Source organism: Campylobacter sp. CNRCH_2015_0814 (genome assembly GCF_025772765.1).
GTDB lineage: Bacteria > Campylobacterota > Campylobacteria > Campylobacterales > Campylobacteraceae > Campylobacter_D.
On sequence record NZ_JAKMSR010000011.1, the window covers coordinates 15,383 to 28,829 of the forward strand.

A 13,447-nucleotide genomic window follows, 5' to 3' on the forward strand; every position below is an offset into this window, starting at 1 on the left:
CTTTTTATAGTAGTTCGCTAGTAAATAAATCCTCATTAAAATTAGCACCCAAGTATTGACAAATAAGTTTTGCATCTCTATAACCATTGCCAAGACAGCTTGTAGCACCTGGACTTGGTGTCATATTGAAAATTATACCTGGAATTTCAGTGATACTTGCTTCACCAAGCATTAATTCTCCTGCCTTTTTATCAAGTACTTGAGGACGTACTCCGCCAAAATTTTTAGCATAGTATATATCATCTGTTTTCAAACTAGGAACTATTTTTCTTGCATCTTTTACAAAAAGTCTTTTGTTAATGTAAGGAATTTCAAATAAATAATTATAAAGAATATAATTTCTAATAGTAGAATCTTTAAAAAGATTAAGGCAAATTTTGACTACATTCATGTCTAAGTTAAGTGTTTTGAAAAATTCAGGTAGTGATTTAAAACCATGGTATCTTTCTAACATAGGGATAACTAAGGCAGTAGGGCCAAAGCGTGTATTCATATTAGCTAATAAATCAGGATCACCATGTAGCGCAGCAAATGGTAGTTTTGGATTTTGCACCATGTAAACTTTACCATTTAAAATTTTTCTTTTAGACATATAAAAACTTCCTGCAACCGGAAAGCAAGATTTATCTAATCCTATACCCATTTTATGTGCCAAAAATAAAGAATGCGCTCCTGCATTTACTATAATAGATTTCGCACTATATTCTTTAAAATCTTTTGTTTTAATATAAAAAATATCATCTTTTTTTTCTATAAACACAACTTCTTGATTGTAGGCAACATGAGTATTTTTTCCTTGTTTGCAAGCTTGCTCTATAAGATTTTGACTCATCAAGCCAAAATCTACTGTAGTATAAACTGTTCCTGCTTCTACACCCATAGCTACTACTTCATCGGTTCTATCATTTATGCCATCTTCGCCTAATACAACATTAGGTTCTATTTGCTTAATTTCATCTTTAGTATAAAATTTAATATAAGGATATAATTCTTTAAATTCTTCATATCTATTTTTCATATACTCGCATTCTTTGTCTCCAACTGCAAGTGCGAGTTTTTGGTGTGAGTGCATAAACTTATTTTGTGCATTTTGCAAAAGACCATATTTTACAATCATATCTGCTGTTGTTTTAACTTTTTTTGCTTTTTCTAAAGTGTAATTTGTCTCTATATCACCACAGTGGATAGTTTGTGAATTGCTTGTGCTATGGCTATTTAAAGTTGCAGCGCTATTGTATTTTTCTAACAAAGCAATATTTTGAATATTTGTGTATCTAGCCAGCTCGTAAAATACTGCAGCACCAGAAATCCCACCGCCAATTACCACGGTATCAAAATGTTTTTGATCCATTGTTATCAATTCCTTTTGTGTGTTTGATTTTGCTAATAATATCAAAATATAGTTGTTTTGAGTAAATAAATTTTATAATTTCAAGCGCTTGGGTATAGAAATAAATTTTAAAGTATAAAATTTTCACAAACAGCTTTTTTCATACCTCTAAAAATTAAAAATTTATCATAAATTGCATAGTCGAAAAAATTTGCAAGAAATTGCCCATCTCCGCCTGTAAAATATAATTTTTTATCATATGCGCTATCTTTTATAAGTAAATATATGCTTTTAAAAACTCCATAACTTAAAGCATCAACGGTTCTTTGAGGGAAAGCATCAAAATTAATCTGTGTGTTTAGCTCGTATCTTAAACGTGATGAAATATTGGAAAAAGACTTTTTGTAGCTTTCAATACCTGGGAGTATAAATCCCCCAAGATGGATTGAATTGGAAACAATATCTACAGTTATTGCAGAACCCGCATCAACTACAACACCATCTTCTATAGTGTAACATGCTGCTATTCTATCAACCCCTAAATTCTCATAAATAGTATCAAAATTAAAATATGGAGCAAGATTGATAAATAAAGGATTTTGCTCTAATCTTTGCTCTAAATTTGGATTTACATTGATATAAAATACTTTTTGTGTAGGTTCGTATTGTAAAAACTGCTCAATACTCATAGAATAAAATTTTTGCTCATTTAGAAAACTAGCGGTTGTATTACCAATATCACATAAAAGCATAATTTTTAATCCCTTTGGTAGCTAGATATTCTTTTGCTTTTGAGCAAATCAAAGCTTGATGAAAAATAAAATAATTTTTGAAATTTAAGTTTAGAGTTTGGTTTATATTTTGAAAAATACTTTCAAATTCTAGACATTCTTTTGTTAAAATTTTACTTTTTGCAAAAGAAAATAAAATCAAACAACACTGTTTATTTGTATTCTCTCCATAAATACAAATTAATTTTTTCTTTTTACTAAAAGCATGGATATCTAAGGATTTAGTATTTTTTAAAACAATCCCATATTTTATAAGAATATCACTAAGCTCTTGATTCATTTTAGTTTAATTGTAAAAATTTATTTTGAAAGAAAAATTTACCATTAGCCATAAAACTTTTTTTATCAACGGCTTCACTTAGTTTATATACTGTATAATCTTTCAAATTTGTATCTAGCTTGATCAAATAACCTGTTTTTTCAAAAATATACAAAGAGTTATTGTACAAGGTGCTTTTAGAAAACAGAGCAAACTGAAATTTTACTTCATCGATTTTTCTAAGATTATAATCATTTTTAATAACTCTTCCATCTTTTGTTAGTACAAAAATTTCATTATCATTAGTGTTTACTTCTTTAATATTTTCGTTTAAATATAAGGTTCTATTTGGAGTAACAACGATGATTTTTTGTGCAGTTGCAGCAACCATAGTATCATTTTTAACATGAAGATAGATGATATTGTTAAAAAATTCCTCACTACTTACTAAAATTTCTTTACTCACTTTTAGTGTGCTTTTATTAAGTATGGCTAATTTTCCATTAAGCATAGGATATATAATAATGGTATTTAAAAAATAAGGATTAGCATAACGACTATCTTGAGCATAGGCTGTGCCAAGATTTTGAAGCATTTTAATACCAAGATTTTTATTTGCATATACTAAGGTATTGCTAGCTAAAATTAAAGCTATATCATCTCCATCTATACTTGCACTCACTACACTTTCATTAAATTTATGAGAAAATAATTCATCACCTTGTAAATTTAAAATCTTAAAATTTCCATTATCATCGCCAATAAGAACCTCTTCTTGTTGCATATTTACAATATGATAATTTTTATCTAGTTTAAAATTAATAATATTTCCCATAGTATCTATAAAGGAATTATTGCTTAATTGTGCTATATTGTTATTGAAATTTATAATTTTACCATTAATGCTTTGAGAGCTATAAGGAAGCTGTTCTGCTTGCGTTGGTTGGTAATACTCCCTTTTTGTGCCACAAGCACTAAAAAATATTAAAGTAATGATAAATAAATAAAAGTGTTTCATTTTATTCCTTGATAATGTTTTAAGCTTGTAATAATCTGCCATAAGGGAGAATTTATAGGTATTTTATTAAATTCTATATCTGCATTTTTAAAATCGTTTTGTTTTAGAAAATCAAAACCTACCAATAAGGTATTATAATCTTTCAAAAAGTCTGATTTTTGATTATTTTGAGCAAGCACTATTTGTTTTAACAAAGGATCTATGTTAAGACTTAAAGTTTGATTAAGATCTTGATTGTTTTGACTCATCATGAATATGGTGTATAGATTTGCACTTTTTTGTTTTAATTCTTCAAGTAATTTTTGGTCTGAAGGATTTTTCAATAAGTTGTTAAAAATTATATTACTTTCTTGAATATTACTTTCTTGTTTTAGATTGTAAAAATAACTTCCGCTAAGATATGCGATTAAAAGTACAATGATTACAATGAAATAGTATTTGTATTTTTTTATAAAGCGCTCAGATTTGATAAAATTTTCCATCATTTGCTCTTGAGAGCTTAATTCTGCTTGAACCGCTTTTAGGTTTTCTTTTAAAGCCATATTTTCCCTTTTTTAGCAAGAATAAACATTATTTATTGTTTTAAGTCTATAATTGTAACATATAAAAATGAAAAAATAAATGATTTTATGTTATAATTTTTAACCTAAAAAGAGTTTTCTTGAGTTAAAAATTAAGATTAAGGTAAATTATGCAAATTGATGATAAATTATTAACCAAACTTGAAAAGCTAAGTGCTTTAAAAATTGCCGATGATAAAAGACAAGAATTAGAAGAACAATTAAGTCAGATTGTTAATTTTGTAGAAAAATTAGATGAGCTAAAACTTGATGATGTTGAAGCTATGACTAGCACTACAAATGCTGCAACTCCATTTAGACTAGATGAAAGTAGAAAATCTGATGTGATAGATATGCTTAGCAAGCATGCTCCAAATTCTCAGGATGGATTTTTTATAGTCCCTAAGATAATTGAATAAAATATTTGGAGTTTAATATAGATGGAAAATTTTTCTTGGTTTGATGTATTTGTTTTAGGTTTAACTGCGATTTTAGGTTTAAAAGGTTTGGTAAGTGGCTTATTTAAGGAAATTTTTGGTTTATTAGGCATAGTTGGCGGGGTTTTACTTGCTTCAAGATATGCTAAAGAAGTAGCAGAAATTATTAATAATAATTTTTATGCAATTGAAAACGAAAATCTTGCGATTTTTGCGGGATTTTTGGTTTTGTTAATTGTAATTTGGGTAGCTTGTATGGCTTTGGGAAATATATTATCAAAGATTTTTAGTATGAGTGGTCTTGGTTTTATAGATCGTATAGGTGGATTTTTATTTGGTAGTGCTAAAATATTTTTGATTTTTGCAATTTTAGTGGCTTGTATTAATAATATAGAATTTTTAAATGCAAGCTTAGAAAAATATGCTAAAAATAGCTATACATTAGATTTACTTAGACAAACAGGTGATTTTATAATGAATACTGATTTTACTCAAAATGGTTTAGATAAAATACAAGAACAAATTATAGATTCTAATTTAAGTCTAAATTCGGAGGTAAATAATGCAAATTGAAAATATTGAATATGATGTTTTGCTTGAGCGTTTTAAAAAAACACTTAAAGATAATGGTCTAAAATATACTAAACAAAGAGAAGTGCTTTTAAAAACTTTATATAATAGCGATATGCATTATACTCCAGAAAGTCTATACGTAGAAATAAAGCAAAAAAATCCCGAATTAAATGTAGGTATTGCAACAGTTTATAGAACTTTAAATTTATTAGAAGAATCTGGTATGGCTACTTCTATATCTTTTGGTGCTTCAGGGAAGAAATTTGAACTTGCAAATAAACCTCACCATGATCATTTGATTTGTAAAAGTTGTGGTGAGATTGTAGAATTTGAAAATCCTATTATCGAACAGCAACAAATGTTAATCGCAAAAGAATATAATTTTAAATTAACAGGACATTTAATGCAACTTTATGGCCTATGTCCACAATGTAGTAAAAAATAAAGGTATATTTAATGTTTGATAATATTTTAGAGCAACAAAAAATTCAAAAAGCGCAAGAGTTAAAAGAACTAGGAATCAACCCTTATCCACACTTTTTAAAAAAAGAAATGAGTATAAGTGAATATAAGGCTAAATTCATCTATATTAAAGATATAGAAAATCAGCGTGATGAAAATGCTCATGGAGTATTAGCAGGAAGATTAAAGCTTCTTAGGATAGCTGGTAAATCAGTATTTGCTAATATAGAAGATGAACAAGATAATTTACAAATTTATTTCAATCAAAACATTTTAGGGGAAGAATACTTTGCTATTTTAAAAAAATATCTTGAAGTAGGGGATATTGTTTTGGTTAAAGGTTTTCCTTTTATGACAAAAACAGGAGAATTCAGTCTTCATGTAGAACAAATTCAAATAGCTACAAAAGCTATAGTGCCTTTACCGGAAAAATATCATGGGCTGACAGATATTGAGCAAAGATATAGAAAAAGATATCTTGATATGATTATGAATAGTGAGGTGAGAAAAGATTTTATTTTGCGTTCTAAAATAGTTTCTTATATTAGATCTTTTTTTGATAACAAAGGATTTTTGGAAGTTGAAACACCAATGATGCATCCTATTGCAGGGGGAGCAAATGCAAAGCCTTTTGTAACTTATCACAATGCTTTGGGTGTGGAAAGATTTTTAAGAATTGCTCCAGAGTTATATCTAAAACGTTTGATTGTAGGTGGTTTTGAGGCGGTTTATGAGATTAATAGATGTTTTAGAAATGAAGGGATGGATTTAACGCATAATCCTGAATTTACTACAATCGAGTTTTATTGGGCTTATCATAATTATCATGATTTAATGGATTTAACAGAAGAGCTTTTTGCTATGCTTTTAGATAAATTAAAATTAGATAAAAAACTTGAATTTGATGAAAAAATAATTGATTTTTCTAAGTCATTTGAAAGAATTACTTATAAAGACGCATTAAAAAAATATGGCGGTTTGGATGATGAGCTTATTAATAATAAAGAATTAATCTTGGAAAAGCTAAAAAAAGATGGATTTGAAGCCAATGAAAAATTGGAATTAGGTCATTTACAAGCTGAACTTTTTGATAATTATGTTGAAGATAAATTGATTGATCCTACTTTTGTGATAGATTTTCCTATTTCTATAAGTCCTTTATCTAGAAGAAGTGATAAAGATGCAGATATTGCTGAAAGATTTGAGTTGTTTATCGCAGGTAGAGAAATTGCTAATGGATTTAATGAGCTTAATGATCCTCTAGATCAATATGAGAGATTTTTAAAGCAAATTGAAGCAAAAAATGCAGGTGATGAAGAAGCATGCGAAATGGATGAGGATTTTGTTAATGCATTAGGTTATGCTATGGCACCAACTGCAGGACAAGGTATAGGAATAGATAGATTGGTTATGCTTTTAATTAATAAAAAATCAATTCGTGATGTAGTGCTTTTCCCAGCCATGAGGCCACTTAAAAATGAGACAAAAGGAGAGTAAATGTTGGAAAAATTTGATAAAGAAATTTTTGATTTAACCCAAAAAGAGTTAGCAAGACAATGTGATGGTCTTGAAATGATAGCAAGTGAAAATTTTACCATACCAGAAGTTATGGAGGTAATGGGAAGTATTTTAACAAATAAATATGCAGAAGGCTATCCTGGTAAAAGATATTATGGTGGATGTGAATTTGTTGATGAGATTGAAACGATTGCTATAGAAAGATGTAAAAAACTTTTTAATTGTAATTTTGCCAATGTGCAACCTAATTCAGGCTCACAAGCAAATCAAGGTGTATATATGGCATTGTTAAATCCAGGTGATAGAATTTTGGGTATGGATTTAAGCCATGGAGGACACCTAACTCATGGTTCTAAAGTAAGTTCTTCTGGAAAGGTTTATGAAAGCTTTTTTTATGGAGTTGAGCTTGATGGAAGAATTAATTATGATAAAGTTAGAGAGATAGCAAAAGAGATTAAACCAAAACTTATTGTTTGTGGTGCTAGTGCTTATCCTAGAGTGATTGATTTTGCCAAATTTAGAGAAATAGCAGATGAGGTTGGCGCGTACTTGTTTGCTGATATTGCACATATTGCAGGTTTGGTTGTAGCGGGTGAGCATCCTAGTCCATTTCCTTATGCTCATGTTGTAAGTTCTACTACACATAAAACTTTAAGAGGTCCAAGGGGCGGGATTATCATGTGTAATGATGAAGAAATTGCTAAAAAAATAAATTCTGCAATTTTTCCAGGCATTCAAGGTGGTCCATTAATGCATGTAATTGCTGCTAAGGCTGTTGGATTTAAATATAATTTAAGTGATGAGTGGAAAATTTATGCTAAGCAAATCATCAAAAATACTGCTACTTTGGCACAAGCTTTAATAGATAGAAAATATGATTTAGTCAGCGGTGGTACTGATAATCATTTGATTTTATTAAGCTTTTTAAATAAAGAATTTAGTGGTAAAGATGCAGATTTAGCGCTAGAAAGAGCAGGTATTACAGCTAATAAAAATACTGTTCCAGGTGAAACTAGAAGTCCTTTTGTAACGAGTGGTTTAAGACTTGGAACAGCAGCTTTAACAGCAAGAGGTTTTAAAGAAGAGCAAATTTCTATTGTTGCAAATTATATAGCTGATATTTTAGATGATATACAAAATACAAAATTACAAGAGGAAATTAAGGTTAAACTGAAGGATTTAGCAAGTAATTTTATTATTTATGAAAGGGCTTTATTTTGATTACAACAATGGATTTAGCTTTAATTAAAATGGTTACAAGCCATTATTATATAAAGCGTGATACTATAGTAAATAAATACGAATACAAGGGTAGAATTTTCTTTGATAAATTTGAAAAAGTTAATGCCCCATTAACCGCTAGTGTTATACAAGAGCATATGGAAAAAAAGATAATTGTGGCGCATTCTTTGATCAATAGTTTTGATAAGGTTGAAAATATTGTATTTGATTATAACGGTTTTAACGCGGAGCGTTTTTGGCATAGAGCACAGCTTGTTTTAAGAGAAGAAGGTTTTATTAATTTTACTGCTTATAGAACAAGAACTAATAATCATTTACATTTGTATATTCATAAAGGACATACAACTTTTAACGAGGCTTGTTCTTTGGGCTCAAAACTATCTTTACTTTTTTCTCAAAAGATGCCAGTAGAGTGGAAGGTTTTTCCTAGTATGGATATACCTAGAGAATTTAATATATTAACCTTGCCTTATGAAGTTTATCAAAAAGAACGTGGTGCTTCTTGGTCTAAACATATGTAATTTTGAAAGGATGAAAAATGGAAGAAAACAATAAAAACGAATTTGATGATATAATTTTGCAAAAAAGCAATAAAAGCGAAAAACTTAAAAAAATTTTACTTAGATCGATTATTTTAATCATTGTATTTTTAGTTGTTATGATAGTAATGAAGCTAATTAATGACCCAGGTGAAGAAAAAACATTACAAATGCCATCAGAACCACAAGAGCAAGCTGCTTATGAAAATAATTTTAATTCTTTGCCTATTACAGATAGTGCTAAAGAAGAGGATGAATTTGAAGCTTTAGCTAGAAAATTAAAAGAAGAGAGTTCTTTGAATGATACAAATACTACCATAGAAGAAAAGCAAGAATTTCCAAGTAATAGTGTTTTAGATCAAATTACTACAATAGAGCCAAAAGAAGAGCCAGCTAAGGTGGAAGAAAAACAAGAAGAGATTAAACCTATGGAAAAATCTATAGAAAAACCAACTCAAAAACCTTCTGAAAAACCAAAAAATAATATAGTTGAAAAACCAAAAGCTCCAGAGCAAAGCAATACAAATGAATTATTTGAAAGTATCAAAACACCAAATGTTCAAACACAACTTCCTTCAGGTGCTTATATTCAAGTTTTTTCTTTAAATAGTTTAGATCCTAAATCAAAAGAATTAAATATACTTAAAGAAAATGGATATGATTATAAAATTTATAAAACAACAGTAAATGGCAAAGAGCTAACGAAAGTTTTAGTTGGACCTTATAAAGAGAGTGAATTAAAGACCGAATTAGAAAAAGTACGTTCTAAAATTGCAAAAGGTGCTTTTACATTTAGAGTAAAATGAAAACTTTTGCAGTTATAGGTGACCCTATTATGCATTCTAAATCTCCAAGAATGCATAATAATGCCTTGCAAACACTCAAAGAAGACGCAGTTTATACAAGATATCATCTAAAAGATAAAGCAAAACTAAAAGAGATTATTCAAAAGTTAGATGGTGCTAATATCACCATACCTTTTAAAGAAGCAGCTTGTAAAATAGCTGATTTTAAAGATGAAAGTGTTATACATATAGGCTCTGCTAATACTTTGTTAAATAAAAATAACAAAATTTATGCTTGTAATACAGATTATCTAGGATTTTTAAAAGCGATTGAAGATTTTTCTCTTATCAAAAATGCTTTGATTTTGGGTGCTGGGGGTACGGCTAAAGCTTTAGCATATGCTTTAAAATCTATATATATTGAAGTTACAGTAGCAAATCGTTCTAGTGCTAGATTTGAAAATTTAGCTAGCTATCCATGTTTTTTATATAATCAACTTGATTTAAGTAAAAAATTTGATTTGATTATCAATACAACTAGTGCAGGTTTAAATGATGAGAAATTACCTTGCCAAGAAGAGATTTTAAAAAGTATTTTTCAACATGCCAAATATGCTTTTGATGTGATATACGGTAAAAATACACCTTTTTTAAAATTAGCAAGAGAAAATGGCTTAAAAATAAAAGATGGTACACAAATGCTTTTATGGCAAGGTGTTTTTGCTCTTGAGTTATTTTTAGAATGTCAAAAAACAGAAGAAATTTTTAAAGCCATGAAAATGGCTTTAAAACTTCCTTAGTGGCTAAACCAAGATTTGATTTTATCAAACAAACTTTCTTGTTCTATAAAGCCTTCTTCATCTGCTAAGCCAAAACTTTTCTCAAGCTGCAATAGTAGATTTTTTTGTTCATCGGTAAGCGTTTTTGGAAATTTTATTTCAATTTGTACAATATGTGAGCCTAATTTTCCATTGTGAATATTTTTAACACCTTCGTTGGTTAATTCGAATTTTTGTTTATCTTTTGCACCGACTGGAAGTTTAAGATCAGCCTCTCCTCTTATAGTGGATACTTTAATAGTTTTTCCAAGAGCAGCTTGGGTAAAAAATACAGGTACTATGGTATAGATATCATCATCATGTCTGATAAATTTATCATCATCTTCTACGATGATTTTGATATATAAATCACCTCTTTGAGAAGAATTTGGAAGCTCATTTGCTTTATTTTGTACTCTAAGACTCATACCGCTGTCTATACCTTCTGGTATATCAAGTTCTATATGATCTTTTATTTCTTCATAGCCATTACCATGACATGTTTTACATTTATCTTTTATAATCTGACCACTACCTTTACAATGATCACAGCTTTGCACAAAGGTCATAAAGCCTTGTCTAACACCAACTTGCCCTTTTCCTCCGCAATGAGGACAAGTATCTAATTTTCCATTTTCTGAACCACTTCCTTTACATGATTTACAAAAACTTTTATAGGTAAAATCGATCTTTTTTTTACAGCCAAAAACAGCTTCTTTAAAGCTAATTTTTGTCGTTATTTTTAAATCTTGAGGATATTTATTTCCTTTTTCTTTTTTACGTGTTGAGCTGCCAAAACCAAATCCATCTCCAAAAAAGCTTGAAAATATATCCCCTAAATCAACATCTCCAAAACCACCAAAACCACCGGCTTGACCTTTAAGCCCTTCTTTTCCGTATCTATCATATATACTTCTTTTTTCATCATTGCTAAGCACCTCATAAGCTTCATTTACAAGCTTAAATTTCTCTTCTGCTTCTTTGTCTCCTTGATTTCTATCAGGATGATATTTTAAAGCCATCTTTCTGTATGCTTTTTTTATGGTTTCTTTATCTGAAGTTTGGGAAATTTCTAGTATTTCATAATAATTAAGTTCCACTTTTTTCCTCTCTTGAAAAATTAATATTGTAATTTTAGCAAAAAAATAAATGAATAGTTAAATTATGTGTTATAATGTTAAGTTCGTAACATATTTTCACTAAAGGGGTAGAGATGATTAATGTTTTAATGATCGAAGATGATCCAGATTTTGCAGAGTTTTTGGCAGAATATTTGGCCCAGTTTAATATAAAAGTTACTAATTATGAAGATCCATATTTGGGAATGAGTGCTGGTATAAAAAACTATGATTGTTTAATTCTTGATTTAACTTTACCTGGACTTGATGGTCTTGAAGTTTGTCGTGAAATAAGAGAAAAATATAGTATTCCTATTATTATTTCTTCAGCTAGAAGTGATTTGAGTGATAAAATTGTAGGACTTCAAATAGGTGCAGATGACTACCTGCCAAAACCATATGATCCAAAAGAAATGCACGCAAGAATTATGAGTTTGATTCGTCGTTCTAAACGAACCAATGAAACTCCCGAGAAAATAATCAATTCGGCATTTAAAATTGATGAAAAAAGACATGAGATAAGTTACAATGATGAGGTTTTGGTTTTAACTCCTGCTGAGTATGAAATTTTAAGCTATATGATAAGACAACATGGTTTTTCGGTTAGCAGAGAACAACTTGTGTATCACTGTAAAAGCTTAAAAGATAAAGACTCTAAAAGCTTAGATGTTATTATTGGTAGACTTAGAACTAAAATTGGTGATAGCTCAAAAGCGCCAAAACATATTTTTTCAGTTAGAGGAATAGGATATAAATTAATAGGATGAAAGTAACTATTAATCTTAAAATCACCGTTCTTTTTGCAACAGCTTTTTTATTTGTTTGTGCCTTGTTTGTGCTTTTAGGAAAGGTTCAGATTGATTCTTATTTAACTAACGAACAAGGAAGGCAAAAAGAAATTGTAGAAAAAATAATATACAACCTAGAAAGAAAAGAAGATTTTTCAATACATGAGTATCTTCTTTCTAAATCTTTTAAATTAGTTGAAAATGATCGCAGTGCAAAACATATCATTGCAAAAGGTGAAAAGGTATTTAGGATTAATTCTTTGTATGGAAGTTTTTCTTCTATTATTTATCATAATCAAATTTTTTTCTATGTAGAAAGATTGAATGCAAAACATCTTTATGAATTAAATGCTTCTACGCGTTTAGAATATTTATTTTTATTAAGTTTCTTTTTTAGTTTGATTTTGATTATATTTTTATATTTTTCAGTATTAAGATCTTTAATGCCTTTAAAAATTCTAAAAAAGAAAATTAAAAATATTAGTGCAGGTAAAATTGAACCTTTATCTGAATACTCTCAGATTAATGATGAAATTTCAGAAATATCTTTTGAATTTGATCATGCTATCAATAAAATTCAAGAGCTTGTAAAATCAAGACAGTTTTTTTTAAGAATGATTATGCATGAGCTTAAAACACCTATTGGCAAAGGTAGAATAGTTTGTGAAATGTTAGATAACCAAAAGCAAAAAGATCGTCTAGTAGCGATTTTTGAAAGACTTGAATTGTTGATTGATGAATTTGGGAAAATCGAAAAAGTCTTATCAAGAAATTGTCAACTTAATTTGCAAACCTATCATTTGAGTTTGATTTTAGAGCAAGCTGAAGATTATTTAATGAGGGATGATTTTTATCAAAAAGTAAAAATATCCTATAAAGAAGATACTATGATAATTGCTGATCTAGAGCTCTTTTCTTTAATGCTTAAAAATTTAATTGATAATGCTATTAAGTATTCAGATGATAAAGCGTGTGAGATTATATGCTCTGGGGATTATATAATTGTTAGAAATAAAGGGATGCAGCTTAAAAAAACTTTTGATTATTATTTAAAACCTTTTGTGAGAGAACAAAATACCCAAGTAGAGGGAATGGGACTAGGACTTTATATTATTAATAATATTTGCAATCTTCACGGTTATAATTTAACCTACAGCTATGAAGATGGCTATCATACTTTTAAAATTGTTTTTTCAAGGTTAAAATAAT

General features: G+C 28.8%; 16 protein-coding genes. 10 read left to right on the forward strand and 6 right to left on the reverse strand.

Features of this window, described 5'->3' with window-relative positions; translation table 11 throughout:
* Positions 1-4: 4 nt before the first annotated feature.
* The 5 genes from L8X24_RS06715 to L8X24_RS06735 form a co-directional block, all read right to left on the reverse strand.
* Complete coding sequence (locus L8X24_RS06715; RefSeq protein ID WP_263664165.1) at positions 5-1,351, reverse strand: FAD-dependent oxidoreductase; 1,347 nt, start codon at positions 1,349-1,351, stop codon at positions 5-7.
* Between the two features lie 107 nt (positions 1,352-1,458).
* Positions 1,459-2,082 carry a type III pantothenate kinase gene (locus L8X24_RS06720; protein WP_263664166.1) on the reverse strand — a complete coding sequence of 208 codons (624 nt, stop codon included), beginning with the start codon at positions 2,080-2,082 and terminating at the stop codon, positions 1,459-1,461.
* Entirely contained in the window at positions 2,069-2,401 is a 333-nt protein-coding gene (locus L8X24_RS06725) for a hypothetical protein (RefSeq protein WP_263664167.1), read from the reverse strand. The genes L8X24_RS06720 and L8X24_RS06725 overlap by 14 nt, the downstream gene beginning before the upstream one ends.
* A gap of 1 nt (position 2,402) precedes the next feature.
* Complete coding sequence (locus L8X24_RS06730) at positions 2,403-3,398, reverse strand: hypothetical protein (protein WP_263664168.1); 996 nt, start codon at positions 3,396-3,398, stop codon at positions 2,403-2,405.
* Positions 3,395-3,940 (reverse strand): hypothetical protein, encoded by a 546-nt coding sequence (locus L8X24_RS06735; protein WP_263664169.1) that lies wholly within the window; start codon positions 3,938-3,940, stop codon positions 3,395-3,397. The genes L8X24_RS06730 and L8X24_RS06735 overlap by 4 nt, the downstream gene beginning before the upstream one ends.
* A gap of 149 nt (positions 3,941-4,089) precedes the next feature.
* Between L8X24_RS06735 and gatC the strand changes: the two genes are divergently transcribed.
* Genes gatC through L8X24_RS06775 form a run of 8 tightly spaced genes read left to right on the forward strand, consistent with a single transcriptional unit; the run spans position 4,090 to position 10,314 of the window.
* Positions 4,090-4,377 (forward strand): Asp-tRNA(Asn)/Glu-tRNA(Gln) amidotransferase subunit GatC, encoded by a 288-nt coding sequence (gatC, locus tag L8X24_RS06740; RefSeq protein ID WP_263664170.1) that lies wholly within the window; start codon positions 4,090-4,092, stop codon positions 4,375-4,377.
* Positions 4,378-4,398: 21 nt separating this feature from the next.
* Positions 4,399-4,968, forward strand: a complete 570-nt coding sequence (locus tag L8X24_RS06745; protein ID WP_263664171.1) for a CvpA family protein — start codon at positions 4,399-4,401, stop codon at positions 4,966-4,968.
* Positions 4,958-5,413 carry a Fur family transcriptional regulator gene (locus tag L8X24_RS06750; RefSeq protein WP_039617809.1) on the forward strand — a complete coding sequence of 152 codons (456 nt, stop codon included), beginning with the start codon at positions 4,958-4,960 and terminating at the stop codon, positions 5,411-5,413. The genes L8X24_RS06745 and L8X24_RS06750 overlap by 11 nt, the downstream gene beginning before the upstream one ends.
* A gap of 11 nt (positions 5,414-5,424) precedes the next feature.
* Positions 5,425-6,927, forward strand: coding sequence for a lysine--tRNA ligase (gene lysS, locus L8X24_RS06755; protein ID WP_263664172.1), 1,503 nt, complete (start codon positions 5,425-5,427; stop codon positions 6,925-6,927).
* A complete protein-coding gene (locus L8X24_RS06760; protein ID WP_263664173.1) occupies positions 6,928-8,169 on the forward strand; it encodes a serine hydroxymethyltransferase in 1,242 nt (413 codons plus the stop codon).
* Positions 8,166-8,711 carry a DUF1882 domain-containing protein gene (locus L8X24_RS06765; protein ID WP_012661221.1) on the forward strand — a complete coding sequence of 182 codons (546 nt, stop codon included), beginning with the start codon at positions 8,166-8,168 and terminating at the stop codon, positions 8,709-8,711. Before L8X24_RS06760 ends, L8X24_RS06765 begins: the two co-directional genes overlap by 4 nt.
* A gap of 17 nt (positions 8,712-8,728) precedes the next feature.
* Entirely contained in the window at positions 8,729-9,535 is an 807-nt protein-coding gene (locus L8X24_RS06770; RefSeq protein ID WP_263664174.1) for an SPOR domain-containing protein, read from the forward strand.
* Entirely contained in the window at positions 9,532-10,314 is a 783-nt protein-coding gene (locus tag L8X24_RS06775; RefSeq protein WP_263664175.1) for a shikimate dehydrogenase, read from the forward strand. The genes L8X24_RS06770 and L8X24_RS06775 overlap by 4 nt, the downstream gene beginning before the upstream one ends.
* On the opposite strand, the gene dnaJ is transcribed toward L8X24_RS06775, so the two are convergent.
* Entirely contained in the window at positions 10,311-11,432 is a 1,122-nt protein-coding gene (gene dnaJ, locus L8X24_RS06780; RefSeq protein WP_263664176.1) for a molecular chaperone DnaJ, read from the reverse strand. The two genes, L8X24_RS06775 and dnaJ, sit on opposite strands and share 4 nt — an antisense overlap.
* A 113-nt stretch (positions 11,433-11,545) precedes the next feature.
* On the opposite strand from dnaJ, the gene L8X24_RS06785 reads away from it, so the two are divergent.
* Positions 11,546-12,217 carry a response regulator transcription factor gene (locus tag L8X24_RS06785; RefSeq protein ID WP_012661225.1) on the forward strand — a complete coding sequence of 224 codons (672 nt, stop codon included), beginning with the start codon at positions 11,546-11,548 and terminating at the stop codon, positions 12,215-12,217.
* Positions 12,214-13,446 (forward strand): ArsS family sensor histidine kinase, encoded by a 1,233-nt coding sequence (locus L8X24_RS06790; protein WP_263664177.1) that lies wholly within the window; start codon positions 12,214-12,216, stop codon positions 13,444-13,446. Before L8X24_RS06785 ends, L8X24_RS06790 begins: the two co-directional genes overlap by 4 nt.
* The last annotated feature ends 1 nt before the right edge of the window (position 13,447 follow it).

Bases quoted from the DNA above. Each gene is read 5' to 3' on its own strand.
- L8X24_RS06715 (WP_263664165.1), bottom strand. From the start codon at position 1,351: ATGGATCAAAAACATTTTGATACCGTGGTAATTGGCGGTGGGATTTCT.
- L8X24_RS06720 (WP_263664166.1), bottom strand. From the start codon at position 2,082: ATGCTTTTATGTGATATTGGTAATACAACCGCTAGTTTTCTAAATGAG.
- L8X24_RS06725 (WP_263664167.1), bottom strand. From the start codon at position 2,401: ATGAATCAAGAGCTTAGTGATATTCTTATAAAATATGGGATTGTTTTA.
- L8X24_RS06730 (WP_263664168.1), bottom strand. From the start codon at position 3,398: ATGAAACACTTTTATTTATTTATCATTACTTTAATATTTTTTAGTGCT.
- L8X24_RS06735 (WP_263664169.1), bottom strand. From the start codon at position 3,940: ATGGCTTTAAAAGAAAACCTAAAAGCGGTTCAAGCAGAATTAAGCTCT.
- gatC (WP_263664170.1), top strand. From the start codon at position 4,090: ATGCAAATTGATGATAAATTATTAACCAAACTTGAAAAGCTAAGTGCT.
- L8X24_RS06745 (WP_263664171.1), top strand. From the start codon at position 4,399: ATGGAAAATTTTTCTTGGTTTGATGTATTTGTTTTAGGTTTAACTGCG.
- L8X24_RS06750 (WP_039617809.1), top strand. From the start codon at position 4,958: ATGCAAATTGAAAATATTGAATATGATGTTTTGCTTGAGCGTTTTAAA.
- lysS (WP_263664172.1), top strand. From the start codon at position 5,425: ATGTTTGATAATATTTTAGAGCAACAAAAAATTCAAAAAGCGCAAGAG.
- L8X24_RS06760 (WP_263664173.1), top strand. From the start codon at position 6,928: ATGTTGGAAAAATTTGATAAAGAAATTTTTGATTTAACCCAAAAAGAG.
- L8X24_RS06770 (WP_263664174.1), top strand. From the start codon at position 8,729: ATGGAAGAAAACAATAAAAACGAATTTGATGATATAATTTTGCAAAAA.
- L8X24_RS06775 (WP_263664175.1), top strand. From the start codon at position 9,532: ATGAAAACTTTTGCAGTTATAGGTGACCCTATTATGCATTCTAAATCT.
- L8X24_RS06785 (WP_012661225.1), top strand. From the start codon at position 11,546: ATGATTAATGTTTTAATGATCGAAGATGATCCAGATTTTGCAGAGTTT.
- L8X24_RS06790 (WP_263664177.1), top strand. From the start codon at position 12,214: ATGAAAGTAACTATTAATCTTAAAATCACCGTTCTTTTTGCAACAGCT.